Here is a 24,323-nt window from a genome sequence, read left to right as displayed (position 1 = left end):
CCTACCCAGGTCGACCGCAAAGCAATCAGGGCAGGAAGCGCTCCGCGCCGGCCGTCCGCACGAAGCGGGCGCTGTTGGCCTGGCGATAGCCGATCATCCCGCCGCTGAACGTGAGGAACAGCAGGCCGGCGACGCCCGGCAGTGCCACCGCGGCGATCTCGGCCAGCGTCGGACTCGTCATACCGCGTGTATAGGCCCCAGCCCGGGGCGACTGTCCGCCGGCGGGAGTCGCGGGCAGCGGGGCGGTGGCGCCCGGGGTCGGCGCGACCGAACCGCGGATCACCGGGGTCCGGACACCGGCGACGCCTGGCTGCGTGACGCCGGGAGGCGCGGCCGTACCCGCGGGCGCGCCCGGCGGAGTCTTGGTCGGGCGGCCCGCCACTGTGCTCGCCCTCGGCACGCTCACCAGCGGGGCGCGGAACACCACCGGTTCGGCCATTGCACCGCCTCCACCACCGCCGCCGGCCGTGGTGGTCCCCGTCGTGGCATCGGCCACCGGAGGCGCCTCCTCCTGGATCCGGAAGGCCGGACCCGGCGCGGGCGCCGGCGCGGGGACAACCCGCAATGCCTGGAGGAACTCTTCCAGGGTCGGTACCGGGATGGCGATGGTCGTGTAGAACGTCGACGCGGTCGGCCAGGTCCCCGCGGGGATCTCGCCGGCTGCGGGTAACCGCACCCACGGAATCCTGATCGAGTTCTCGTACGTCGGAACGGCTGCGGGCGGCGGCTTGGGTGCGGGCTCTTCGCGAACCCCGGAATCGCCGCCGCCGATCTCCTCGGCGTCGGAATCGTCGGGTTCGGGGTCTTTGTCGCGGCTGATCTCGGGTTCGCCGGATTCGTCGACTGAGCCGCCGCCGGCCGGCTCGTCAGGTTGCTCGGGTTCGTCGGGCTCGTCCGGGTTCGCCTCGTCGGGGCTCTGCTCCTCCGACCCGCTGCCGGTGTCGTCGGGCTCGTTGGTGTCCTGGCTGGTGGCCTCGTCGTCGCCCGGTTGGGCAACCACGGGCGCCGCGGCGGGCACACCGCCGAACACGAACGTCGCAGCGAGCACGCCAGCAACTGCCCAGGAACGCAGCGCAGGCCCGACCATGGTGCACCCGATTCCGGAAGTTCTGTTGCTCGACTAGGGATAAAACCCCTGCAATTCTAAAACATCGACGCAAGCCGCAGAGTCCAATGCGTAGGCCGTGCAAACGCAAGTAATCAACGCCGACGTCAGTAGCCTCGCACCAGATAGGGTGCCGTCGTGACGACCGGAAGCGCGACTCGCGATCACGGGGACCCCGGTGACGCCCCCACCGTCCCACCGCCGCTCACCGCGCCGGCCAACACCGCCCGCCCGTCGGCGGCCGAGGAGGCGCGCACCATCGCCGCGTCGACCAACAGCGGCACCCTTGCCACGCTGACCGCCGACGGCGACCCGTGGGCGTCGTTCGTCACGTACGGCTTGCTCGGCGGGGCACCGGTGCTGTGTGTCTCGAATCTGGCTGAGCACGGACGCAACCTCGCGGCCGACCCGAGGGCGAGCATCGCGATTGTCGCCCCGGCCACCGAGTCGGATCCGCTCGCCAACGCCAGGATCACGCTCGCCGGACGCGTCGAGGCGCCCCTCGGTGACGAGCGCGACGCCGCGAGGGAGGCACATCTGGCCGCGGTGGCCGCGGCCAAGTACTACATCGACTACAGCGACTTCTCGCTGTGGGTCCTGCGGGTATCGCGGGTCCGCTGGGTGGGCGGTTACGGACGGATGGACTCGACCAGTGGGCAGGCCTACACCGCCGCCGAACCCGACCCCGTGACGCCGCACTCCGCGGGGGCCATCGCCCACCTCAACGCCGACCACGCCGATTCGCTCGTCGCGATGGCGCGCACGCTCGGCGGATATCCCGATACGACGGCCGCGACGTGTACCGGTGCCGACCGCTACGGGCTCGATTTGAGGTTGACCACCGACCGCGGCCTGGCCTACACCCGGATCGGCTATGCCGACCCGATCGATGCGATCGACGAATTACGTTCGGCGACCGTCGAGTTGGCACGTCGGGCGCGCCAGGGCTGAATAGGATATCGGCGTGTCCAACCGCTCACAGACCTGGCAAGCCGCATTCGACCTGATCCGCACGCGCGGACACGAGCGTCGTGAGGAGCCTTTCAGGCTCGCCAGCGGTCAGCTCAGCCACGACTACATCGACGGCAAGTACGCCGTCGACACCGGTGAGCGGCTGACGATCGTGTCCCGGGCGGTCGCCGATCTCGCCGCGGAGAACGGCATCGAGTTCGACGCCGTGGGCGGGCTGACGATGGGGGCCGACCCCCTCGCGCACGGTGTCGCGATGGTGACCGGCAAGGCCTGGTTCTCCGTGCGCAAGGAGCAGAAGAAACGCGGACGCGAGCAATGGGTCGAAGGCACCCGGCTGGCGTCTGGCACCAAGGTGCTGCTCGTCGACGACGTGATCAGCACGGGCGGTTCGACGGAGCTGGCGCTGGAGCGGATCGCACCGCTCGGCGTCGTCGTCACCGGAGTCATTCCGATGGTCGACCGCGGCGATATCGCCGCGGGCCGCTTCGCCAAACGCAACGTCCCGTTCCACGCGCTGGTGACATACCGCGATCTCGGCATCGAACCCGTCAAGGACGTTTAGAGCGACGCCCGGTTGAAGACTTCGACGTTTTGCAGGGGTTCACTCGCACTAATGCTGCACAACGTTCGAACGTGCGCTGGTGTGACGTCTAGGTGACGAGCACGCCGCCTGATTCGAGTCCCACGGTGACCTTGTCACCGGCCGAGAACTCCCGTGCCGCGGAACTGGCCATCTGAGCGCTGATCGCCGAGCCGTCGGACAGCGTCATGTTGACCCGGGAGATCGCGCCGAGGAACGACACCGACGCCACGGTCGACGTCCCGGCCGAATCGAGGGCCACGGTGACCGCTTCGGGCCGCACCATCGCCACCCCCTCCCCCTCGACGGATCCGGCGAGCGCAGGCACCGACACCCCGAGCAACGACGCCGTCCCACCCGAAACCGTGGCGGACACTTTGTTGTTGAGCCCGACGAAGTCCGCGACGAACGGCGTTGCCGGATTGGCGTAGAGCTCCGCGGGCGCGGCCAGCTGCTCCAGCTTGCCTTGACTCATCACCCCGACCCGATCGGCGACGGCCAGCGCCTCCTCCTGGTCGTGGGTGACGAACAACGTCGTCGTTCCGACCTCGAGCTGTACCCGCCGGATCTCCTCGCGTAACTGCGTGCGCACCTTGGCATCCAGCGCCGACAGCGGTTCGTCGAGCAGCAGCACCCTCGGCTGGATCGCCAGCGCCCGGGCCAGCGCGACCCGCTGCTGCTGGCCTCCGGACAACTCCTTGGCATAGCGCCCACCCAGCGCACCCAGACCCACCAGGTCGAGCATGTCGGAAGCCCGGGACAGCCTGTCCTGCTTGCCTTTTCCACGCATCTTCAGCCCGAACGCGACGTTGTCGAGGACGGTCAGATGTGGGAACAGGCTGTAGGCCTGGAACACCATGCCCATGTCGCGCTTGCTGGCGGGGACCCGGCTGATGTCGACGCCGCCCACCGTTACGGTTCCCGACGTCGCCTCGTCGAGGCCGGCGAGGATGCGCAGCGCCGTGGTCTTCCCGCAGCCCGACGGGCCGAGCAAGGCCACCATCTCCCCCGGCTCGATGTGCAGGGTGAGCCCGTCGAGTGCCCGGGTGGTCCCGTACACGCGGGTGAGATCGGTCAATTCGACTGCAACACCGTTTGTCATGTCGTCACCCCTGCTCCTGGGCCCCGTCGGCGCCCGCGCGTGACCAGCGACAGAATCAGCAGCAGCGCGAATCCGAACAGCAGTGTGGCCAGCGAAGCCGCCACCGACGTGGGACCGTCGCTCTTGCCGATCAGGACGATCTGCACCTGCAGCGTCTCGTAACCGGACAGCGACGCGATGGTGTACTCGCCGAGCACCACCGCGATGGAAATGAAAGCGGCCGAGAGGATTCCCGACCAGATGTTGGGGACCACCACACGGGTGATCGTCGTCAGCCATCCCGCACCGAGCGACCTGGCGGCCTCCGAAAGCGTCTGTAGATCGATCGAGGACAGGGCGGCGTCGATCGCGCGATACGCGAACGGCAGCACCAGGATCACGTAGACGAACGTCAGCGTCAGCGCCGATTCGCCGAGGAAGTACGTCACCCACAGGTAGACGTTGCGCAGTCCGACGACGATCACCAGAGCCGGAATGGTCAAGGGCAGCAGGCACAAGAACTCCACGAAGCCCTTGGCCCACGGAGCCCGCAGCCGCACCCAGATCATCGTCGGCACCAGCAGCACCAGCATTGCGACCACGGTGAACACGGCGAGCAGCAGCGACACGATGATCGACTGGTACAGCGCTTCGTTGGACACCAGGTTGGCCCAGGCCTGCCACGTGCGACCGCCCGCCATCAGGTTGCGGGTGGAGAAGTCGGCCATGGCATACAGCGGGAAGAGGAAGAACAACCCGAAGATGACCCAGAGTGTGCCCCGCACAAGCTTTGTCATGGCAGCCACCGCGTCACGACAACCACCGCGAACTGCGACGCACCAACAGGTTGTAGGCGACCATGACCACCGCCACCACGACGATCATCTCCAGCGCCAGCGCGTAGGCGAACCCGGCCTGCCCCCAGCACCACCTCGCTGACCAGCGAGGCCCGGATCAGCAGCGGCAGGATCGGGCTGCCCTGGCTGACCAGTGCCGCCGCGGTCGCGTACGCGGCGAACGCGTTGGCGAACAGCAGCAGCGCCGAGCCCAGAAACGCCGGCGTCAGCAGCGGGATCGCCACCTCACGCCAGTACGCGAAAGTCGACGCCCCGAGACTGACCGCCGCTTCCCGCCATTGGTCGCGCAAGCCTTCGAGCGCGGGGACGAACACGATCACCATGAGCGGGATCTGGAAGTAGGTGTAGACGAGGATCAGGCCGGCCAGGCTGTACAGCCAGCCCGAGCCTGCGAGGTTGAATCCGAACGCCTGCTGCACCCACAGGGTCAGCACCCCGTTCAGCCCGACGGTGGCCAGGAACGCGAATGCCAGTGCCACACCGCCGAACTGGGCGAGCACGCTGCACAGCGCCAGGACACCCCGGCGGATCATCGACGTCGGCGGGCTGCTCACGATCAGCCACGCCATCACCGCACCGAGGAACGCCCCGAGCAGCGCTGTCGCCCCGGACAGCAGCACGCTGTTGGCCAGCGCGGTGAGCGCCGTCCCGGTGAACAGCGCTGCGATGCGGTCGAGCGAGAAGACCCCCTCGGCGTATACCGAGCTGACCACGACCGTGACCGTCGGGATGATCAGGAAGATCACCACGACGATCAGAAACGGCAGCAGCGGCAAGGAATCCCGTAGCCGCCTACCCACACTCACCTCAGCCAACCGCGGCCGCCCAGTTCTGCGCCAGGTACTGCGAGGCGGCCTCGGTCTGCGCAGGCGTAGGCACGGTCACCGGTCCATCGACGACGGGCAGCGCGGCGGCGACGGTCGGGTCCAGGGTGCCGTCGGCAGCCATGTTGTCGGCGCGCACCGGCCGAACTCCGCCTTGGGCGAACAGGTTCTGGCCTTCGTCGCTGTAGAGGAACTCCTGCCAGAGCCGCGCAGCGGCCGGGTGTGGCGCATCCTTGTTGATCGCCTGATAGTAGTAGCCGGCGACGGGAAACTCGGGCGGCACCACGACCGTCCACGACGGCAGCTTCTTCGTCTCCGCGGTATTGGTGTAGTTCCAGTCGATGACGACCGGGGTCTGTCCGGACTCGATGGTCGCGGGCGTCGGGTCGACGGGCAGGAAGTTGCCTGCCTCTTTGAGCTTGCGGAAGAACTCGACACCCGGCGCGATGTCGTCGACCGAACCTCCTTGCGACAGCGCCACCATCAGCACACCGGAGAACGCCGCGCCGGCCTGGGTCGGGTCACCGTTGAGCGCGACCTTGCCCTGATACTCGGGCTTGAGCAGATCGTTGACACTGGTCACCGGTGGCACCTTTGACGAGTCGAAACCGATCGACATGTAACCGCCATAGTCGTTGACCCAGGTGCCGTCGGCATCTTTGAACGCCGCGGGGATGTCGTCGAACGTCTCCACCTTGTACGGCGCGAACATCGAGGTGTTGGCCAGCGCGACCGACTGTCCGAGGTCGAACACGTCGGGTGCGCTGCTGCGGCCCTTCTGCTGATTGGCGGCGTTGATCTCGTCCTGGCTCGACGCGTCGGGCTGCGCGGAGTTGACCGTGATCCCGTACTTGTCGGAGAAAGCCTTGATGATCGCCCCGTAGTTCGCCCAATCCGGCGGCAGCGCAATCACATTGAGCTCACCCTCGGCTTTGGCGGCCTCGACGAGGCCCTCCATGCCGCCGAAATCCTCGGCCGACGTCGCTTCGGCGGCGTTCACACCCGATTCGGTCTGCGCACCCGCGCTCTCTCTGTCCGGCGGCGCGCACGCGACTGCGCCGGTGAGCAGGAGTGCGCCGAGTGTGGCGGTGAGGACTCTGGAGAAGGGCATGCAGAACCTTCCGATGGGCAGGAAGCCACGCAGTGGCCCGACGGTTACCGCCGCACAACTGGGCGGTGAATGAATCCAACCAGCAGAGCGCAACCCTACCCTGGTTGCATGCCGGTACCCGATGGCTTCGACGACACCGACGCTGCCGCCGCGTTTTCCGTCGCGCCCGTGGCGATGCTCGCGACGGCCGGCACCGACGCCGTGCCGCACCTCGTCCCGGTGGTGTTCGCCGTGCCCGAGCACCGCCGCGACATCCTCTACACCGCAGTCGACGCGAAACCCAAGTCCACCCAACGGCTGCGCCGGCTGGCCAACATCGAGAACAATCCCGCCGTCACCCTGCTTGTCGACCACTACGACGACGACTGGTCGCAGCTGTGGTGGGTGCGCGCCGACGGGCTCGCGACCATCCACTACGGCGGGGTGGAGATGACGACCGGTTACGCGCTGTTGCGCGCGAAATATCCCCAGTATCAGCGCATCGAACTCGACGGCCCGGTGGTCACCGTCGAGATCCGTCGATGGACGTCCTGGCATGGGGGTTAACCGGTAGTCCGGCGTCCGGTTCTCCGGAACGCATTGGGGGGCCAGCAGGGCAGACTCGGCGCGCCGCGGACGCGAGAGTTCAATCATGCCTCACGACGAACTCCTCGCCCACCGTTTCGAACGCGACGCCGTTCCGCTGTTCGCCGAGCTCTATCGACACGCCTTCAAGTTGACCCGCGACCACGCCGACGCCGAAGACCTGCTGCAGGAGACCGCAGCGAAGGCGTACGCCGCCTTCGGCAGCTTCACAGAGGGCACCAACCTGATCGGGTGGCTGTACCGCATCATGCACAACACCCACATCAGCGCCTACCGCAGGCAGCAGCACCGCCCGGCGTTGCAGTTCACCGACGAATTCAGCGACGGTCAGCTGTTCGAACACGGGACGGAGGCCGGGTCTACCGAGGACGTTGTGCTGGCCGCGACCACCGACCCGGCGATCGCCGCGGCGATGCGTGCACTGCCCGAAAAGTACCGCACCGCGGTCTATTACGCCGACATCGAAGGACGGAAGTTCAAGGAGATCGCCGCGCTGATGAACGTGCCGATCGGCACGGTGATGTCCCGACTGCACCGCGGCCGCAAGCAGCTGCGCGCCGTGCTGGCCGACCTGGCGCTGACCCGGGGCTATCCCCTGCCCGATGCCGCGTGAGCTGACTCCTCGCCGCCGCTGAGGCTTTCCTCGTAGGCACCTTCATCGCGGCCCAGCGCGATGGTGCCCGCAGCCATCGCAATCGTCGACATCACCAGCGCAACGGCGTCCCACCGTCCGACGTCGAGGTGCTCACCGAGCACCACCGCACCCAGGACGACCGCGATCACCGGTTCCAGAACGAGCATGGTCGGCACCGAGGTCTGCAGAGAACCGGCGTGGAAGGCCGACTGCTGCAACATCATGGCGATGACGCCGAGTAACGCCAGCAGGTAGAGAACGGGCGTCGTCAGGACGGCTGTCAGACCGCCGTGCGTCAGCATGTGCATGACGAGCTTGGTCAGCACCGCCACCACACCGAAGAGCACTCCGACCGCGACCGCGAGGAGCACGGCGCGGATCCAACCGATGATGCGCGTCGCGACGATCACGCACGCCAGCACCGCCACCGTGCACACGATGGCCACCACCGTCGATGTCGTCAGCGAGGCTTCGTAGTCGCCGGGACTGGCCTTGGCCAACAACACGAACACCGCGAGCGCGACGGTCAGCAGCACCGCCCACGCCCATTCGCCGCGGGTCACGGTGCGGTGGGCCAGTCGCGCGCTCAGCGGAAGGGCGAACAGCAACGCCGAGACGAGGATGGGTTGCACGAGAAGCAGCGAGCCGTTGGCCAGCGCGAGAGCTTGGAAGACGAAACCTGCGATGGCCGATGCGGTGCCCGCCCACCAGAGCGGTCTGCGTAGCAGCGTCCGGAACATGGCGGCGCTGATGCCGTCTTCAGCCGGAACGTCGAGGGTGGCGCGTTGGCGGACGACGATGCCGACAGCGAGGAACACCGCGGCCAGGAATGCCAGCAGGACGGTAAGACCATGGCCGATCACTGCACAAGGACAGCACACATCACGGCGTAGCGCCCAGTCCGGCAGCTAGGAGGCCTCGCGACCACCGACCACCCTGAGTCGGGGCGATTCCGTGGGTTGCTGGCCGCCGTCCGGACTGATCTTGTTGTTGACTCCGGCGACCACCGAGTCGACGCGGCGAATGGCGCTGTCGACGGCGGTGTCGACATCATCGGCAGCACTGAGCAGGTACGCGCGCACGTTGACGCGGAACCGCTCGCCTGCACGTCGCAACCGGCGCCGGAACCGGTCGTCCACCTCGACGGTGACGTAGGGCAACACCTGAAGCTTCATAGTCGCGACTCTATTGCACTCGCCCCTGGTTGCACCTGCGTCAGCGGACGGCCCGCGGTTTCACGCAGGGTCAGCACCGCCACCAGGGACACGACCGCCGCGGTGATCAGATAGAAGGCCGGTGCGATCGAGTTGCCTGTCGCGGCGGTCAGCCACGTGACGACGTAGGGCGTCGTGCCACCGAACAGGGCGACGCACATGTTGTAACCAACCGAGAACCCACTGAACCGGACGCGGGTCGCGAACAGTTCGACCCCGGCCGACACCGCACAGGAGATGTAGACGGACTCGATCGCCGCGAGGAGGCAGTGCGCGGTGATCGCGGCGACGAGCGACCCCGACGTCAGCAGCAGGAACAGCGGGTAGCCGGCCAATGCGAAGGCTACCGCCCCGCCGATGAGCAGGGGGCGACGCCCGATCCGGTCCGACAGTGCGGCCAGCGGCAGGATCAGGACAAGCGCCACCAGGCAGGCCAGCGTGATCGAGGTGAACGCATCCGACTTGGAGAAGTTCAGCGTCTTGATGAAATACGTTGGCAGGAAGGTGAATACGACGTAATAGCCGATGTTGAACACGATGAACAGGCCGATCACCTGCAGAATCTGGCGCCACGATGTGCTCAGCGCCTCCCGCAGCGGTTTGTCCGCCGTCTGGTCGGCCTTGTTCAGCTCGGCGAACTGCGGGGTGTCGCCCAGCCGCAGCCGGATGTAGAGGCCGACGAGCCCTAGCGGGCCGGCGATCAGGAACGGGATGCGCCAGCCGTAGCTGTCCATCGCCGCGGCGGGCAGCAGCGCCTGCAGCAGCGTCACCGTAACCGAGCCGAGTAGGAAGCCGACCACGCCCGACCACGCCATGAACGTGATCGTCAGGCCCCGGCGCCGATCGCTGGCGAACTCCGCGAGGTACACCGCGCCGCCGCCGTACTCTCCGCCCGCCGAGAAGCCTTGCAGGCATCGAAGCCCGAGCAGCAGCAGTGGCGCCGCGACGCCGATCGCCTGGTAGGTGGGAAGAAGCCCGATGCACAGTGTGGCGCCCGACATCAGCAGGATGACTATCGCGAGCACCTTCTGGCGGCCGATCCTGTCGCCGAGCGGACCGAAGAAGAACCCGCCGAGCGGACGCATAAAGAACGCCGCGGCGAAGATCGCGAACGTGTTCAGCAGAGCCGCCGTCTCGTTGCCGGCGGGGAAGAAGTGCGCGGCGATGTACGTCGCGAGGAACCCGTAGATGGCGAAGTCGAACCATTCGACCGCGTTGCCGATCGAGGCTCCCGTCACCACACGGCGGATGTCGTGCTCCATGGCGAACTCCCGAATTTAAGCGTGGCGCTGAGCATTTCGCTTACCGCACCTGGTGAGGACGCGACCTTGCTGGGAACATATCGCCTGACACGTGGTCACGGCAGCGGGGTCCGCGAATGCACGGATTGTGATGGAAAGTTCGGGTGCGAACGTCACCAACCGTGCGCTCGCGGCCGCCGGCGGGACGTCAGTTGCCGACGGCCTTCTTGGCCGCTTTCACGGCATCCGCGGCTTCCTTGCTGGCCCGCTTTCCCGCGGCGTAGGCATCCTCGGCCGCCTTCAGCGCCTGCTCGGCGGCGGCCAGTCGGCGCTGCGCATCCTGATGCTTCAGGCGTGCAGTGGCGAGGTCGGACTGTAGCTCGGTGAGTGCGGCGTCGGCGTCGGCCTTCGCGCGCTCGGCGACGGCGACGGCGCGCCTGTCCGGCTCGGCCTTCTTGGGCACGGCCTTCTTGGGGTCGGCCTTCTTGGGCACGGCCTTCTGGGGCGCGGGCCCGACCGCGGCCGTGAACCCGAAGTCCCCGAATCCCGACCACTGCTCCGCCTTCGCCAGGCGACCGAGCCGCGCGGCGACGTCCGGGTCGGCGACGGCGGCCTGCCACGTGGACGTGACATCGTCGCGCAGTGCGCCCGACGGGGATGCCAGACCGCTGTTGCGCAGTGCGGTGCGGGTGAGCTCGTCGACGAGCCTGCGCTGCTCGGCGGTCAGCGCACGGATCGCCTCGCCGTCCATCGCCGCGTGCGCCTCGCGCAGCCGCGAACCGAGATCGGTCAGCTCGGTCCTGGCGGTTCCTTGCAGGGCAAGGGCGTTGACCACCCACGCCGCCGCCGTCGGTTTGCGGCTGCCGCTGATCCGCCGCGCTGCCTCCGCGTCGCCGCTCTTCTTGGCGGCCGCGGCCAGCTTCGTCCGCAGCGCCGTGAAGTCCTCGGGTTTGGCGGCATAGAGCTCGTCGAGCGCTTCCTCCACCGCAAACTGCATGACGTCCGTTCTAACGCGAAATGTCGATCGCGTCAGCGACAATGATGCCCATCGACAAGAATCTGCTGCGGCCGGCGATCGTGGTCGGCGCGCTGGGTGTGGTGTTCGGCGACATCGGGACCAGTCCCATCTACACCCTGGCCACGGTGTTCGACCCCACCGATCCGCATCCGGTGCCGGTCTCGGCCAACAACGTCTACGGCGTCGTCTCGCTGATCTTCTGGTCGGTGATGACGATCGTGACGTTGACGTACGTGACGCTGGTGATGCGCGCCGACAACCACGGCGAGGGCGGCATCATGGCGCTCATCACGCTGGTCAGAAGATTCGGAGCACCCAGGAAACGCCACACCACCGTATTCCTGTCCGCACTCGGTCTCTTCGGCGCTGCACTGTTTTTCGGCGACAGCATGATCACCCCCGCAATCTCCGTGCTGTCGGCCGTGGAGGGTCTCGAAGTCGTCGACCCCGACTTCAAGGACCTCGTCGTCCCCGTCACCGCCGTGATCATCGTCGCGCTGTTCTCGGTTCAGCGTCGCGGCACCGCAACGGTCGGCCGGTTCTTCGGCCCGGTAATGATCCTCTGGTTCGTCTCGATCGCCGCCCTGGGTGTCGGCGGCATCGCCCGCAATCCCGACATCTTGCGCGCACTGTCACCGACGTACGCCCTCGGTTTTCTCGCGGGCCATTTCCACATCGCGTTCTTCGCGCTGGCCGCCGTGGTGCTCGCGGTGACCGGCGCCGAAGCTTTGTACGCCGACATGGGACATTTCGGGCGCAAAGCCATCACCGTGGGTTGGCTCGGTCTGGTGTTGCCCGCGTGCACGCTGAACTACTTCGGCCAGGGCGCCCTGGTGCTCAGCGACGAACGCACGGTCAGCGCACCGTTCTTCCTCCTCATGCCGGAGTGGTCGCGGATCCCGCTGATCCTGCTGGCGACCGCGGCCACCGTGATCGCCTCTCAGGCCGTCATCACCGGGGCGTTCTCGGTCGCGTCGCAAGCTGCGCAGCTGGGGTATCTGCCGCGCCTGCGTATCCACCACACCTCGGCGTCGACGATCGGGCAGATCTACGTCCCGTGGATCAACGGCGTACTGCTGGTCGCCGTGCTGATTCTGGTGTTCGCGTTCCGCAGCTCCTCTGCGCTGGCGTACGCGTTCGGTATGGCGGTGACGGGCACCATGACGATCACCACGCTGCTGTTCCTGTACCTGGCGCGCACCCGCGCCGGCGCGCCGCTGTGGCTGGTGATCCTCGGGGGCGGCGCGCTGCTGTTCGTCGACCTGATGTTCGTCGCGGCCAACATGACCAAGCTGGTCCATGGCGCGTGGCTGCCACTGCTGATCGCGATCGGTGCGTTCACCATCATGACGACGTGGCAGCGCGGACGGGTGCTCGTCACGGACGCCAGACGCGAGGCCGAAGGCCCGATGCGTGAATTCATCGAGGGGCTCAGCACCCGAGAGCCGCCTTTGGTGCGGCTGCCCGGTACGGCGGTGTTTCTCAATCGCGGGGACGACACCGCGCCGTTGTCGATGCGTGCCAACGTCGAGCACAACCATGTGCTCGCCGAGCACGTGGTGATCATCTCGCTGCACATCCTGCCCGTGCCCCGTGTTCCGGATTCGGACCGGATCAGCGTCGACGATCTGGGCGTTCCCGACGACGGGATCATCCATGTGAAAGCAGCTTTCGGCTACATGGAGCGCACCGACGTGCCGCATGCGTTGAGCCTGGTCGACCCGGCGCAGACCGAGGGTCCGCTCGACCTGGACCGGGCCACCTACTTTCTTTCGCGGCTGGAGCTGTGTCAGGGAGATGCACCGACGATGGCACCGTGGCGCAAGCGGCTCTTCATCGCGACGTCCTACCTCACGGCCGACGCGGCTGCCCACTTCGGTCTGCCGCTGGACCGCACGGTGCTGATCGGGTCACGACTCCAGGTCTGATCTCCGTTGCCGCCGCAGCGGTTCGCGGCCGGGCGGCTGCAGCGGGGGCGCCAGCAATGCCTTGCGATGCTTGACCTTCACCGTCGTCGGCTTCTCGGTGCTCAGTTCGAGGTTCTCGCCGGCATGGCGGATCTCCAGCGTGCCCCCCGGCCCGTCGCGCAGCGTGTAGGTCACCGACGTGTGGTTGGCCTCGACGGTCACCCGAAAGTTGCGCCAGCACAACCGGAAACACAACCGTGAGATCCCGCTGGGTAATTGTGGGTCCAGCGACAGGATCCCTTCGTCGTCGCGTAGACCACCGAATCCCCCCACCAGCGCGGTCCAGCTCCCCGCCAGCGATGCCAGGTGCAGCCCGTCGCCGGTGTTGTTGTGCAGATCCCGCAGATCGATCAGTGCCGCCTCGTAGGCGTAGTCATGTGCGAGCTCCAGGTGCCCGACGTCGGCACACATCACCGCCTGGGTGCACGCCGACAGTGACGAATCCCGTGTGGTGCGCCGCTCGTAGTAGTCGACATTGCGGGCCTTCTGCTCGGGGGTGAAGGCGTGGCTCTGCCACTGCATCGCCAGCACCAGGTCGGCCTGCTTGATCACCTGGGCGGGATAGAGGCGCACATATGGTTCATGCAGCAGCAGTGGATATTTCGTGTTTTCGGTGAAGTTCCACTCCCGCAGGGTGGTGAAGCCTTCGCACTGGGGATGCACACCCAGTTCCCGGTCGTAGGGGATGTACACCGCGTCGGCCGCATCCCGCCACGAGGCGGTCTCCTCGGTGTCGACGCCGAGGTCGCGTGCCGCGTCCGGGTGGCGCGTACACGCGCCGACGGCGCTGCGCAGGTTCGCGGCCGCCATCAGGTTGGTGAAGATGTTGTCACGCACGACGGCGGTGTATTCGTCGGGGCCGGTCACCCCGTCAATCCGCCATCTGCCGTAGCGGTCGTGGTGCCCCAGCGACAACCACATTCGCGCGGTCTCGACGAGAACCGCCAGCCCGCACTCCTTTTCGATCGAGTCGTCGCCGCTCACCACGCGGTAGCGTTCGAACGCCATCGCGATGTCGGCGTTGACGTGGAAGGCCGCAGTGCCGGCGGGCCAGTACGCAGAGCACTCCTCGCCACGGATGGTGCGCCACGGAAAGCTGGCGCCTTTGAGATCCAGTTCAGCGGCGCGCGACCGCGCCAGGTCGAGTGTCGACGCCCGCCACCTCAGAGCATCGGCGGCCGCGCGCGGTGCCGTGTAGGTGAGCACAGGAAGAACGAATCCCTCCATGTCCCAGAACGCATGTCCGTCGTACCCGGTTCCGGTGAGGCCCTTGCCCGGGATCGCCCGCCGCTCGGCACGCGCGCTGGCCTGCAGGACGTGGAACAGCCCGAACCGCACGGCTTGCTGACAGTCGGCGTCGCCGTGCACCTCGACGTCGGCACAGTCCCAGAAATCGTCGAGGAATTCGCGCTGGGCGTCCAGGAGTCCCTGCCAGCCGGTGTATCTGGCGCCGGCGATCGCCGCGGCCACCTGGTCGCGCAGCGCGGGCCGGGAGCGCAGACTGGACCAGCCGTAGGCCAGGTACTTGACAAGGCGCAGCTGCTCACCGGATTTCAGCGCGCATACGACGGTGGTACGTGCCCAGTCTTCGCCGGCATCGCCGCTGATGTCGACCCGGCCGTCGCCCTCGATGAGGTGGTCCATCGCCGCGGCCATCGTCAGATCGCTGGCGCGGGTTCGGTGGATCAGCATCGCGCCTCGTTCGCTGACCTCATGCTGCACGGCTTCGAGCGGCTTGTTCAGGACCGCTGCCACCCGCGGGTCGTCCGACTGCGCTGGCTGATCCTCGTTGGCGACGAGTTCGGACTGCACCGTCAACAGGACGTCGTCGACCGCCTCCACGATGTACTCGACGGCGGCCAGACCCCGCTGCGCCAGGGAGACCAGCCGGGTCGAATTGACCTTGACCGATTTGCCCGACGGCGCAGTCCATTCGACCGTGCGGGTCAGCGTCCCCGCACGAAGATCGAGAACCCTTTCGTGCGAGTGCAATTCGCCGTACCGGACGTCGAACGGTTCGTCGTCGACCAGCAGTCGGATGATCTTGCCGTTGGTGACGTCGACGATCGACTGGCCCTCCTCCGGGTAGCCGAACCCGGCCTCGGCGTAGGGCAGCGGCCGGTTCTCGTAGAAGCCGTTGAGATAGGTGCCGGGCAGTCCGTAGGGTTCGCCCTCGTCGAGATTGCCCCGCAACCCGATGTGGCCGTTGGACAGCGCGAACAGCGACTCGGTCTGCGGCAGCAGGTCCACCTGCAGCTGCGTCTCGCGGACCTGCCACGGTTCGACCGGGAAGGCTTCGTCGGTGATCATCATGACGAGAGCAACTCCCCGAGGTCTGTGACAACGATGTCGGCGCCGTTGTCCCGTAACGCATCTGACTGTCCGACGCGGTCCACACCGACCACGAGTCCGAACTTTCCCGCGCGGCCCGCGGCCACGCCGGCAAGCGCGTCCTCGAACACGGCCGCCTCCTGCGGTGTCACGCCCAGGAGCTCAGCTGCGCGCAGGAACGTGTCCGGTGCGGGCTTGCCCCGCAAATGTTCCTCGCGCAGCGTGACACCGTCGACCCTCTGCTCGACGAACTCGTCCAACCCGGTCAGCTCCAGAACCTCGCGGGTGTTGGCGCTCGAGGACACCACGGCGCGCCGCAGGCCCGCCTCGGCGGCCGCCTCCAGATAGCGACGCGATCCCTCGAACACCTGCACCCCGTCGCTCTCCAGGGTCTGGCGGAACATGTGGTTCTTCCTGTCGCCCAACCGGGTCACGGTTGCGTCGTCGGCCGAGATGTCGCGGCTTTCCAGGAACGAGCGGATCCCGTCCGCGCGAGGCTTCCCGTCGACGTAGTTTTCGTAGTCCGCGCCCGCATCGAACGCACGGAACGGGACGCCGTCGAGCGAGTGGAGGTATTCGTCGAACATCGCCTTCCAGGCGCGCCGGTGGACGCTGGCGGTGTCGGTGAGCACCCCGTCGAGGTCAAAAAGGCATGCGCGTATTCGATCCGGAAGTCCGAGCTGTCCTGGCATGCCCCCACCCATACCCCCTTTCGCCTCAATAGCCTGTGTCTCATGCAGATCGGTGTGGTGTTTCCCCAGACGGAGCTCGGCGGCGATCCGATGGCGGTGCGCGCCTACGGACAGCGCGTCGAGGAGCTCGGCTTCGCGCACCTGCTCGCCTACGACCATGTGCTTGGTGCGGATCCCGCGGTACACACAGGGTGGGCGGGTCCGTACGACATCGACACGACGTTTCACGAACCATTGGTCATGTTCGGCTTCCTGGCCGCCGCGACCACCACGCTCGAGCTGGTCACCGGCGTGATCGTGCTGCCGCAGCGGCAGACCGCGCTGGTCGCCAAACAGGCCGCCGAGGTCGACCTGCTCAGCGGCGGACGGCTGCGGTTCGGGGTGGGGCTGGGCTGGAACGCGGTCGAGTACGAGGCGCTGGGCGAGCAGTTCGACAACCGCGGACGGCGGTCCGAGGAGCAGATCGCGCTGTTGCGGGACCTGTGGACGCAGCGGTCGGTGACGATGGACGGGCGCTATCACCGCGTGACAGGTGCCGGCATCGCGCCGCTGCCGGTGCAACGCCCCATCCCGGTCTGGATCGGCGCGGCGGTCCCGCGCGGCTATGCCAGGGCAGGCCGACTCGCCGACGGTTGGTTCCCGATGCATCCGCCGGGTCCCCGGTTGGACGAAGCCAAGGCCATCGTCGAGGCCGCCGCGCGCGAGGCTGGTCGCGATCCCGATCGGATCGGCATGGAGGGACGCGTCAACTTCCAGGGTGACCACGACCGCGTCACCGCCGACATCGACGCATGGGCCGCCGCGGGGGCGACACATCTGTCGGTGAACACGATGGGCGCGGGCCTGCGCACCGTCGACGAACATCTGGCGGTGCTGGAGGCGATCGCCGTTCGCGCAGGATTGCAGCTAGAGGCCCATCAGGGCCCGTAGGTCGGCGGTCCTCCACACCACCAGTCCGATAAAGACCACGAGCAGTGCCGCCGCGGCCGCGCCCTGTACGAGGTTGCGCTGCTGTCGCGGCGCGTAGGCGAACGCGGCGGCCACCACCGCGCCGGTGACCAGACCGCCGATATGACCCTGCCAGCTGATGTTCTGCGACGTGATCAGCGGATAGACGAACGTGAACGCCAGGTTCAGCACGATGATCATCAGCACCGAGCGCGTGTCCATGTTGAGCCTCTTACCCACCACGAAGGTCGCGCCGAACAGTCCGAAAACGGCGCCGGACGCGCCTGCGGTGAGCGCATTGAACGTCAGCAGGTAGACCAGCACCGAACCGCCCAGTGCGCTGAGCAGATACAGCGCGATGAACCGCATCCGGCCCAGCGCGAGCTCCAGCGGCGGGCCCACGAAATACAGCGCCAGCATGTTGAACGCGATATGGGTGAGCCCGAAGTGCATGAAAGCTGAGGTCAGCAGCCGGTAGACCTCCCCGTCGGCCACGGCGGGCGGCCACAACGCCAGTGCGCGCTCCAGTTCGGGTGAGGCCATCTGCAGCGCGAAGATCAGCAGGTTGATGCCGATCAGCACGTAGGTGACGACGGGCGTCAACGACCTGGGCCGCTGGGCGCCGAAGACGTTGGTCGCGGGACGCACCGAGCGGGCAGCCTCACCGACGCAGTCGGCGCACTGGTGCCCGACGGCGGCGTTGCGCATGCATTCGGGGCAGATGTACCGGTTACAGCGGGTGCAGCGGACGTAGGTCTGACGGTCGGGGTGCCGGTAGCAGGTCGGGATCTGCTGTTGCGGCGGGTACTGGTAGCTCACGTCAGAGTGTCCCGAAGAGTTCGATGTGGTTGCCGTCGGGATCGGCCACGAACATCCAGCCCATGCCGGGGACGGGTTCGAACTCGGTGACCGGTTCGACGACCTGGTAGGGCGAGGCCTCGAACGCCTCGCCGACAGCGCGCAGCCCGGTCACTCCGATGGTGAAGTACCGCAGTCCCGCCTGGGCCCGGCCGCCACCCGGTGCGGCGGGTACCGGCGGTGGTGTCGTGTAGGTGACGAGCTTGAGCACGCTGCCGCCGAGTGAGTACCGCCGCTGCGAGCCGCCCTCGAACTCAATCTCACCCTGCGGTTCGAGCTCCAGGAAACCCTCGTAGAAGGCCACCATCGGTTCCAGATCGGTGGTCACGAGCCCGACTTCGATACCGGGTGACAGCAGGTCAAGTTTCACTTCACGTTTCTCCCGTCGCTTCGCTCGCCCGGGTCCGTTTCTCCCGTCGCTTCGCTCGCCCGGGTCCACTGTATGGGGCGATCCCACACCTCGGCGTTGACGGCGTGCTCGACCGGCCTGCGCCGCAGCGGGCCGTGCCTGCCCTTCGGCCAGCCCACGACGATGTGGCCGGCCAACATCCAATCCTCGGGCACCCCGACAGCGTCCCGCAGCAGCCGTTCGCCGTCGTAGGACGCCCAGCTGGTCAGGCACGCACCCAGGCCCTGCGCCCGTGCGGCGAGCAGAAAGTTCTGCATCGCCGGGAAGATCGACCCGCCCAGCAGCAGCTCCGACGCGGTCGGGAAGCGCCTCTGGGTGAACAGCACGGACGTGAACTCTCCGGCCCGGTCGTGCAGCTCGTAGGTGGCCCTGTTGTTGCGCGCCCGCAGGCTGTCGTCGTCCGGCGCAGGACGGCTCATGCCGTAGACCGGTTCGATGACGGCCAGCGCGTGCGCAGCGGCCTTGGCGACGACGGCGCGTTGCTGGGCAGAACGCAGGACAATGAATCGCCACGACTGCGCGTTGGCTCCCGACGGCGCCCACGTCGCCGCCTCCAGACAGCGTCGCAACGTCGTGTCGTCGACAGGTTCGTCGGTGAACCGCCGGATGGTGCGGGCGGTCGACATCGTCTCCCAGACGTCGCTCGTGCTGTCACGCATGACTCAGAAGCTATCTGACGTGATGGCTGATAACGATTGGACAACAACACAGATCACGATCATTTAAGTGAATCCCGCAAACATTGAGAGACCTCATAGTTTTGGCGGTCCAATTTCGTTGACGGCGAACAGTTTCGGCGCAAATGAGGTCAAAGTCACTGCCGCTGGGCGTAACGCCTGCGCCCTTTCGTATTCCGGGGCGCTCGGCCACGTTTGGGCACTTCTGATCTCGGCTACCTTTGATTTCGGGCGGGGAAAGCAGTAATCGATTCGCCAAGAATCACAAATGAGAAGGACCCATTCATCATGATTTTCAGTGGTACCGCCATGCGTAAGGGCATGGCCGGCATCGGGGCGGCGTGCGTGTTCGGCGGTCTGGCCGCAGCAACCGTGACTGCGCCGATCGCGTCGGCACAGCCGGCCCAGTGCACCGCCAGCTCCCTGACCGGCACCGTCAGCTCGGTCACGGCTCAGGCGCGCCAGTACCTCGACACTCACCCGGGCGCCAACCAGGCCGTCACCGCGGCCATGAGCCAGCCGCGACCCGAGGCCGAGGCCAACCTGCGCGGCTACTTCACCGCAAACCCGGGGGAGTACTACGACCTCCGAGGAATCCTGGCGCCGCTCGGCGACGCGCAGCGCAACTGCAACGTGACGGTGTTGCCACCGGAGCTGCAGTCGGCCTACAACACCTTCATGGCGGGCTGACGCCGGAAGAGACACACGATGCGGCGGCGGGTGATCCCGCCGCCGCATTTCTTTCTCGCCATGCGAACCGGCAATTAGACTCGCTTCCTATGAGGCTCACGAAACCTGCCGCGGTCAGCGCGGCGGTGGTTGCGAGCTGGTGCGTGCTCGTTCCGATCGCTTCGGCTCAACCCGCTCCCGCACCTGCGCCACCACCGCCCGCACCAGCCGAAGCCCCCGCGGCACCCCCTGAGGGTCTGAAGACCACGATCGATGCCAACGGCACCTACACCATCGGCACCGACATCGCTCCCGGCGTCTACCAGTCGGCCGGTCCTGTCGACGGTGGTGCCTGCTACTGGAAGCGCACCGCGGGCGACAAGCTCGTCGACAATCGGTTGACGAAGAAGCCTTCGTTCGTCCAGATCATGCCGACGGATACGTCGTTCACGACCAGCGACTGTCAGGCCTGGCAGCTCACCAACGCGCCGATGCCGCCCGAGCCGGGCCCCGGCTCGCTGCTGGGAGATCTGACGCAGGCGATCGGCAGCGGCATGTTCTCCGGAGGGCCGCCGCCCTGACGGCCCCCGAAGCAGTAGCAGCCGAGGACCATTCGGGGGTAGACCCGGCCTCGGTCGAGCGGATCTGGCAGGCCGCCCGGCACTGGCACGCGGCAGGGATGCAGCCCGCGATCCAGGTGTGCCTGCGCCGCGACGGCAAGGTGATCCTGGACCGGGCGATCGGACACGCCTGGGACGACGATCCGCAGCGACGCGTTCCCGTGTCCACCGAGACACCGTTCTGCGTGTACTCCGCGGCCAAGGCCATCACGACGACCGTGGCGCACATGCTGGTCGAGCGCGGCGCTTTCTCGTTGGACGATCGGGTGTGCGACTACCTGCCGACCTACACCAGCCACGGCAAGGACCGCACGACCATCCGGCACGTGCTTACCCACAGCGCGGGCATCCCGTTCGCCACCGGCCCCAAGCCGGACCTCAAGCGGATGGACGACAGCGAGTACACCCGCGAGATGCTCGGCCGGATGAAGCCGGTTTATCCCCCCGGTCTGGTGCACATCTATCACGGCGTCACGTGGGGACCGCTGATGCGCGAGATCATCAACGCCGCGACCGGACGCAACATCCGCGACATTTTGGCCGAGGAGATCCTTAACCCGCTCGGTTTCCGCTGGACCAATTACGGCGTTGCGGCACAGGATGTTCCATTGGTTGCCCCCAGCCACGTGACGGGCAAACCGCTGCCCGCTCCGGTCGCCAAGGCGTTCAAGACGGCCGTCGGCGGCACGCCCCAACAGATCATCCCGTTCTCCAACACGCCGCGATTCCTCACCGGCGTCATCCCGTCGTCCAACACCGTGTCCAACGCCAACGAGCTGTCGCGTTTTGCGGAGATCCTCTGTCGCGGTGGAGAACTCGACGGGGTTCGGGTGCTGTCACCGGAGACCTTGAGGGCGGCGACGAAGGAGGCGCGCAGACTGCGGCCCGATCTCGCAACCGGGCTGGCCCCGATGCGGTGGGGCACCGGATACATGTTGGGGTCCAAGCGATTCGGGCCGTTCGGCCGTAACGCCGCAAGCGCGTTCGGCCACACCGGGCTGACGGACATCGCGGTGTGGGCTGACCCGGAACGGGCACTGTCGGTCGCCGTCGTCAGCAGCGGCAAGCCGGGCAGCCACCGCGAAGCCAAGCGCTATCCCCAGCTGCTGGACCGCATCAACGCCGAGATTCCCAGGGTTGACGGCAGGGCCTGATGCCGCGGTAGATGCCCCAGCGCACGATCCAGGGCATCAGCACGCGCTCGAACGTCCAGGCGGGGAACCGGAAGGCCCGCCCGTTGGGCGTGAAGACCTCGAGCCCGTCGGGTTGGATTCCCAGCACCGACCCCCACCGCCGCGTCGGCGCCCGGTATTTCCGTAGAGGCTTGCCCTCGAACGACGCCAGCACATTTCGGGCCAGCAGCCCGTCGGCACGGTTGCGGGCCGAGCTTCGCAACGGATCGGTCGCCGCCACATCGCCGACCGCGAAGATCTCCGGATGTCCCGGCACCCTCAGTTCGGGGGTGACCCGCACGAATCCGCTCTCGTCGAGCATGTCCGCCGGTAGCCAGTCGGTGTTCGGGCGAACCCGGCCGATCGCCCACAGCACGGCGTCCGCGGTGGACGGTTCCTGCCCGGTGCTCCAGCGCACCGGATCGTCGGTCAGCGTGTCGCCGGTGAACCCGGGCGCCAGTTCGGCCCTGTGCCCGGGCCGCAACACCACGCCCGCCTCGTTGAGCCGGCTACGAACCTTCGCCCAGGTCCGCGGGTGATGACCGGCCAGCGCCCGGTCGCCCGGGAAGCACAACTCGATCCGTTTGTCCGGCCACGCGGCGGCGATCTGGGCCGCGCTGCTGACCGCTGCCGCGCCGCCTCCGACGACGATGACCGACCGCGCGGCGGAGAGCTTCTCGTGAGGGTCGCGCAGACCGTCGCCGACCTCGGCCGCGGTCTGCAACGTCGGCTGCCGCCAGAAGCCGTTCGTGACGCCGGTTGCGATGACGAGCACGTCGTAGGCGACCTCGGTCGTCGACCCGTCGGGCAACGTCACCTTCACGGTCCTGGCATCTGCGTCCAGGCCGGTGATGGTGCCGTGCACGGTGCGGACCCTGTCGAGTCCGCGGAAGCGCCCGAACGGGATCCAGTTGTGGCGGGCCCAGTCGTCGGGTCTGGCGAGCCGCCATCCGAGTTCCTGTCCGCTGACCAGCCCCGGTTTGGCCGAGATGCCGACGACATCGGCGTGCTTGGACAGCTTGATCGCGGTCAGCACCCCTACATCGCCCAGCCCTGCGATGACCACGCGCCTGCCGGTCATGCGCTGACCTTCGACGGCGGGCGGGGCACGAACCGCGACACCCTGTCGATGACCGCCTGGTAACCGGGGCGGCGTTCCAGGCTGCGGGCCTCCATCATCGGGATGCTCGCGCCGAGGAACATCGCGAGCATCGCCGCCGCGCCGACCAACACCCACCAGGACCCCGGTGATGCAGCAATACCGAAGAGCGCCAACGCGAACCAGAATCCGAACTCGCCGAAGTAGTTCGGGTGCCGCGACCAGCTCCACAATCCGCGGTCCATCACCTCACCGGGCCGCTTGTTCGCGACGAACCTGTGCATCTGCACGTCGGCTGCGAATTCGAGTGCGACAGCGGCCATCCCGACCACGAATGCGGCGACCGCCAGCCACGGCAGGCGGATCTGCGGCGTGGTGATCGCAACGTAGACCGGAAGCATCCCGAGGAACACCTGCACGGTGGGGATCAGGTGGATGGCCACCAGATCGGCGACGAATGCGAACTTGCCGGCCCGCTCCCGGAACATCGGGTAGCGCCAATCCTCGTGGTGCAGACCGGGAAACGCGTACACCCAGTTCCCCGTCAGTCGCACTGCCCACACCGTCACCAGCACCGCCATCAGCCAGGTGCTCAGCGTCGTGACACCGCTCTCGTACCACCAGTAGAACAACAGCAGCGGCGGGATGACGCTCCAGTACGCGTCGTAGAAGCTGGAGTTGCGGTACGCGCGGCTGAATCCGAATACGACCAGGGTGGCGATCACGTCCGCGATGAATGTGTCGAGCCACAACCTTCCGGTGGAGGGTCCCCAGATCAGCCACGCCGCCGCCGCGGCCACCGCCAAAACATAGGCCACCGTGACGATGGCGAGCGATCTCGATTTACCCACCGAGGCGCACCCGGAACGTCTTGGGCCAGAACTTGCCGGTCAGCAGGAACTCGTCACCCTGCACATGGGCGATGCCGTTGAGCACCTGCGCGGTCGGTGGGATACCGCGTTCGCGGAGCGCGCCGGCGTTGACCAGAAGGGTGACCGCGCCGCTCGACGGGTCGATCCGCGCGATGTTGTCGGTCGGCCACACATTGGCCCACACCTGACCGTCGACGCACTCGAGCTCGTTGAGCCCCTTGAGCTGCCCGCCGTCGTTGCTGACATCGACACCGCCGATCTCCGAGAAGTCCGCGGGATCGTGGAACGTGAGGCGGCTGGTGCCGTCGCTGCGGATCAGTCGCTGACCGTCGTAGCAGAGTCCCCAGCCTTCGCCGGACAGCGGAACCTCACGCACCGGCGCCATGGTGGACCTGTCCCATTCGACGGCCACGCCGTCCTGGTAGGTCAACTGCCAGATCTTTTCCCCCACCAGGGTGATGCCTTCGCCGAAGTAGTCGGCGGGGATGTCGACTGCCCGGGTGACCGTGCCGGCGGCGGGATCGAGTTGGCGCATCTGCGACTCACCGGCCAACCCGGTGCCCTCGTAGAGGACGGAGCCGTTGATCTCGAACCCCTGTGTGAAGGCGGCCGGATCGTGCGGAATCTCCGCGAGGACCTCCGGTTCGATGACGGGCGCGGGGCCGGCTTGAGCGACCGGCGGGGAGGCGGAGCAGCCCGCCACCACCGCCAGTGCCAGCGCCGCACACATCCGCGGGGCGGCCCTGTGAGAAGAGGGAGTCATATCGTCGTTCTACCGTGCAACGAT

Annotated in this window: 25 protein-coding genes and 1 pseudogene; 9 read left to right on the top strand and 17 right to left on the bottom strand. The window is 67.3% G+C overall.

Annotated elements, in window-relative coordinates:
* Positions 1-25: 25 nt before the first annotated feature.
* Positions 26-1,087, bottom strand: a complete 1,062-nt coding sequence (locus AWC12_RS19075; protein WP_085176316.1) for a hypothetical protein — start codon at positions 1,085-1,087, stop codon at positions 26-28.
* 156 nt (positions 1,088-1,243) lie between these two features.
* On the opposite strand from AWC12_RS19075, the gene AWC12_RS19070 reads away from it, so the two are divergent.
* Positions 1,244-2,056: a HugZ family pyridoxamine 5'-phosphate oxidase gene (locus tag AWC12_RS19070; protein WP_085176314.1), complete on the top strand. Its 813-nt coding sequence runs from the start codon at positions 1,244-1,246 to the stop codon at positions 2,054-2,056.
* 13 nt (positions 2,057-2,069) lie between these two features.
* Positions 2,070-2,639, top strand: coding sequence for an orotate phosphoribosyltransferase (locus AWC12_RS19065; RefSeq protein ID WP_200864941.1), 570 nt, complete (start codon positions 2,070-2,072; stop codon positions 2,637-2,639).
* Between the two features lie 88 nt (positions 2,640-2,727).
* Here the strand turns inward: AWC12_RS19065 and AWC12_RS19060 are convergent, their stop codons facing one another.
* The 4 genes and pseudogenes from AWC12_RS19060 to AWC12_RS19045 all read right to left on the bottom strand — a co-directional run bounded on the left by AWC12_RS19060 (position 2,728) and on the right by AWC12_RS19045 (position 6,530).
* The gene (locus AWC12_RS19060; RefSeq protein ID WP_085176312.1) at positions 2,728-3,759 is read right to left on the bottom strand and encodes an ABC transporter ATP-binding protein; all 1,032 of its coding nucleotides are present in this window, start codon (positions 3,757-3,759) and stop codon (positions 2,728-2,730) included.
* Complete coding sequence (locus AWC12_RS19055) at positions 3,756-4,535, bottom strand: ABC transporter permease (protein WP_085176310.1); 780 nt, start codon at positions 4,533-4,535, stop codon at positions 3,756-3,758. Before AWC12_RS19055 ends, AWC12_RS19060 begins: the two co-directional genes overlap by 4 nt.
* Before the next feature lie 13 nt (positions 4,536-4,548).
* Positions 4,549-5,401: pseudogene (locus AWC12_RS19050) on the bottom strand (ABC transporter permease).
* A gap of 1 nt (position 5,402) precedes the next feature.
* Complete coding sequence (locus AWC12_RS19045) at positions 5,403-6,530, bottom strand: ABC transporter substrate-binding protein (RefSeq protein ID WP_085176308.1); 1,128 nt, start codon at positions 6,528-6,530, stop codon at positions 5,403-5,405.
* A gap of 108 nt (positions 6,531-6,638) precedes the next feature.
* Here AWC12_RS19045 and AWC12_RS19040 point away from each other — a divergent pair, with 108 nt between their 5' ends.
* The gene (locus AWC12_RS19040) at positions 6,639-7,076 is read left to right on the top strand and encodes a TIGR03668 family PPOX class F420-dependent oxidoreductase (RefSeq protein WP_085176306.1); all 438 of its coding nucleotides are present in this window, start codon (positions 6,639-6,641) and stop codon (positions 7,074-7,076) included.
* Positions 7,077-7,161: 85 nt separating this feature from the next.
* A complete protein-coding gene (locus AWC12_RS19035) occupies positions 7,162-7,728 on the top strand; it encodes a sigma-70 family RNA polymerase sigma factor (RefSeq protein WP_024444182.1) in 567 nt (188 codons plus the stop codon).
* Here the strand turns inward: AWC12_RS19035 and AWC12_RS19030 are convergent.
* The 4 genes from AWC12_RS19030 to AWC12_RS19015 all read right to left on the bottom strand — a co-directional run bounded on the left by AWC12_RS19030 (position 7,704) and on the right by AWC12_RS19015 (position 11,201).
* The gene (locus AWC12_RS19030) at positions 7,704-8,612 is read right to left on the bottom strand and encodes a DMT family transporter (protein WP_085176304.1); all 909 of its coding nucleotides are present in this window, start codon (positions 8,610-8,612) and stop codon (positions 7,704-7,706) included. The two genes, AWC12_RS19035 and AWC12_RS19030, sit on opposite strands and share 25 nt — an antisense overlap.
* Before the next feature lie 45 nt (positions 8,613-8,657).
* Positions 8,658-8,924: a hypothetical protein gene (locus AWC12_RS19025; protein WP_024444184.1), complete on the bottom strand. Its 267-nt coding sequence runs from the start codon at positions 8,922-8,924 to the stop codon at positions 8,658-8,660.
* Positions 8,921-10,225: an MFS transporter gene (locus AWC12_RS19020; RefSeq protein ID WP_085176302.1), complete on the bottom strand. Its 1,305-nt coding sequence runs from the start codon at positions 10,223-10,225 to the stop codon at positions 8,921-8,923. Before AWC12_RS19020 ends, AWC12_RS19025 begins: the two co-directional genes overlap by 4 nt.
* A 187-nt stretch (positions 10,226-10,412) precedes the next feature.
* Positions 10,413-11,201 carry a hypothetical protein gene (locus AWC12_RS19015; RefSeq protein WP_085176300.1) on the bottom strand — a complete coding sequence of 263 codons (789 nt, stop codon included), beginning with the start codon at positions 11,199-11,201 and terminating at the stop codon, positions 10,413-10,415.
* A 20-nt stretch (positions 11,202-11,221) separates the two neighbouring features.
* Here AWC12_RS19015 and AWC12_RS19010 point away from each other — a divergent pair, with 20 nt between their 5' ends.
* Positions 11,222-13,150, top strand: coding sequence for a potassium transporter Kup (locus AWC12_RS19010; RefSeq protein ID WP_234814095.1), 1,929 nt, complete (start codon positions 11,222-11,224; stop codon positions 13,148-13,150).
* Here AWC12_RS19010 and AWC12_RS19005 read toward each other — a convergent pair.
* Together AWC12_RS19005 and AWC12_RS19000 are read right to left on the bottom strand one after the other, a co-directional pair.
* On the bottom strand, positions 13,133-15,499 hold the full coding sequence (locus AWC12_RS19005) for a glycoside hydrolase family 65 protein (protein WP_085176383.1): 2,367 nt from the start codon (positions 15,497-15,499) through the stop codon (positions 13,133-13,135). The genes AWC12_RS19010 and AWC12_RS19005 overlap by 18 nt on opposite strands.
* Positions 15,499-16,212, bottom strand: a complete 714-nt coding sequence (locus tag AWC12_RS19000; RefSeq protein ID WP_234814094.1) for a beta-phosphoglucomutase family hydrolase — start codon at positions 16,210-16,212, stop codon at positions 15,499-15,501. Before AWC12_RS19000 ends, AWC12_RS19005 begins: the two co-directional genes overlap by 1 nt.
* A gap of 42 nt (positions 16,213-16,254) precedes the next feature.
* On the opposite strand from AWC12_RS19000, the gene AWC12_RS18995 reads away from it, so the two are divergent.
* Positions 16,255-17,142 (top strand): LLM class F420-dependent oxidoreductase, encoded by an 888-nt coding sequence (locus AWC12_RS18995; RefSeq protein WP_085176296.1) that lies wholly within the window; start codon positions 16,255-16,257, stop codon positions 17,140-17,142.
* Here the strand turns inward: AWC12_RS18995 and AWC12_RS18990 are convergent.
* The 3 genes from AWC12_RS18990 to AWC12_RS18980 are packed head-to-tail and all read right to left on the bottom strand — an operon-like array spanning position 17,119 to position 19,086.
* On the bottom strand, positions 17,119-17,979 hold the full coding sequence (locus AWC12_RS18990) for a rhomboid family intramembrane serine protease (protein WP_085176294.1): 861 nt from the start codon (positions 17,977-17,979) through the stop codon (positions 17,119-17,121). The two genes, AWC12_RS18995 and AWC12_RS18990, sit on opposite strands and share 24 nt — an antisense overlap.
* Position 17,980: 1 nt before the next feature.
* Positions 17,981-18,388, bottom strand: a complete 408-nt coding sequence (locus AWC12_RS18985) for a VOC family protein (protein ID WP_024444192.1) — start codon at positions 18,386-18,388, stop codon at positions 17,981-17,983.
* On the bottom strand, positions 18,385-19,086 hold the full coding sequence (locus tag AWC12_RS18980; protein WP_085176292.1) for a nitroreductase family protein: 702 nt from the start codon (positions 19,084-19,086) through the stop codon (positions 18,385-18,387). Before AWC12_RS18980 ends, AWC12_RS18985 begins: the two co-directional genes overlap by 4 nt.
* 306 nt (positions 19,087-19,392) lie before the next feature.
* On the opposite strand from AWC12_RS18980, the gene AWC12_RS18975 reads away from it, so the two are divergent.
* The 3 genes from AWC12_RS18975 (at position 19,393) to lipE (ending at position 21,547) form a co-directional block, all read left to right on the top strand.
* Positions 19,393-19,794: a heme-binding protein gene (locus AWC12_RS18975; RefSeq protein ID WP_024444194.1), complete on the top strand. Its 402-nt coding sequence runs from the start codon at positions 19,393-19,395 to the stop codon at positions 19,792-19,794.
* 89 nt (positions 19,795-19,883) lie between these two features.
* The gene (locus AWC12_RS18970) at positions 19,884-20,354 is read left to right on the top strand and encodes an Rv1352/Rv1906c domain-containing protein (protein ID WP_085176290.1); all 471 of its coding nucleotides are present in this window, start codon (positions 19,884-19,886) and stop codon (positions 20,352-20,354) included.
* Positions 20,351-21,547, top strand: coding sequence for a lipase LipE (gene lipE, locus AWC12_RS18965; RefSeq protein WP_085176288.1), 1,197 nt, complete (start codon positions 20,351-20,353; stop codon positions 21,545-21,547). The genes AWC12_RS18970 and lipE overlap by 4 nt, the downstream gene beginning before the upstream one ends.
* On the opposite strand, the gene AWC12_RS18960 is transcribed toward lipE, so the two are convergent.
* Genes AWC12_RS18960 through AWC12_RS18950 form a run of 3 tightly spaced genes read right to left on the bottom strand, consistent with a single transcriptional unit; the run spans position 21,510 to position 24,299 of the window.
* Positions 21,510-22,646, bottom strand: a complete 1,137-nt coding sequence (locus AWC12_RS18960; protein ID WP_085176286.1) for an FAD-dependent oxidoreductase — start codon at positions 22,644-22,646, stop codon at positions 21,510-21,512. The genes lipE and AWC12_RS18960 overlap by 38 nt on opposite strands.
* Positions 22,643-23,515, bottom strand: coding sequence for a DUF1295 domain-containing protein (locus AWC12_RS18955; RefSeq protein WP_234814093.1), 873 nt, complete (start codon positions 23,513-23,515; stop codon positions 22,643-22,645). Before AWC12_RS18955 ends, AWC12_RS18960 begins: the two co-directional genes overlap by 4 nt.
* Entirely contained in the window at positions 23,508-24,299 is a 792-nt protein-coding gene (locus tag AWC12_RS18950; RefSeq protein WP_081659871.1) for a glutaminyl-peptide cyclotransferase, read from the bottom strand. Before AWC12_RS18950 ends, AWC12_RS18955 begins: the two co-directional genes overlap by 8 nt.
* Positions 24,300-24,323 lie beyond the last annotated feature (24 nt).

This window comes from Mycolicibacterium iranicum (assembly GCF_002101705.1).
Classification (GTDB): Bacteria; Actinomycetota; Actinomycetes; order Mycobacteriales; family Mycobacteriaceae; genus Mycobacterium; species Mycobacterium iranicum.
Note: the sequence above shows the minus strand (reverse complement) of the source record. Positions and strands in the feature narration are given on the sequence as shown.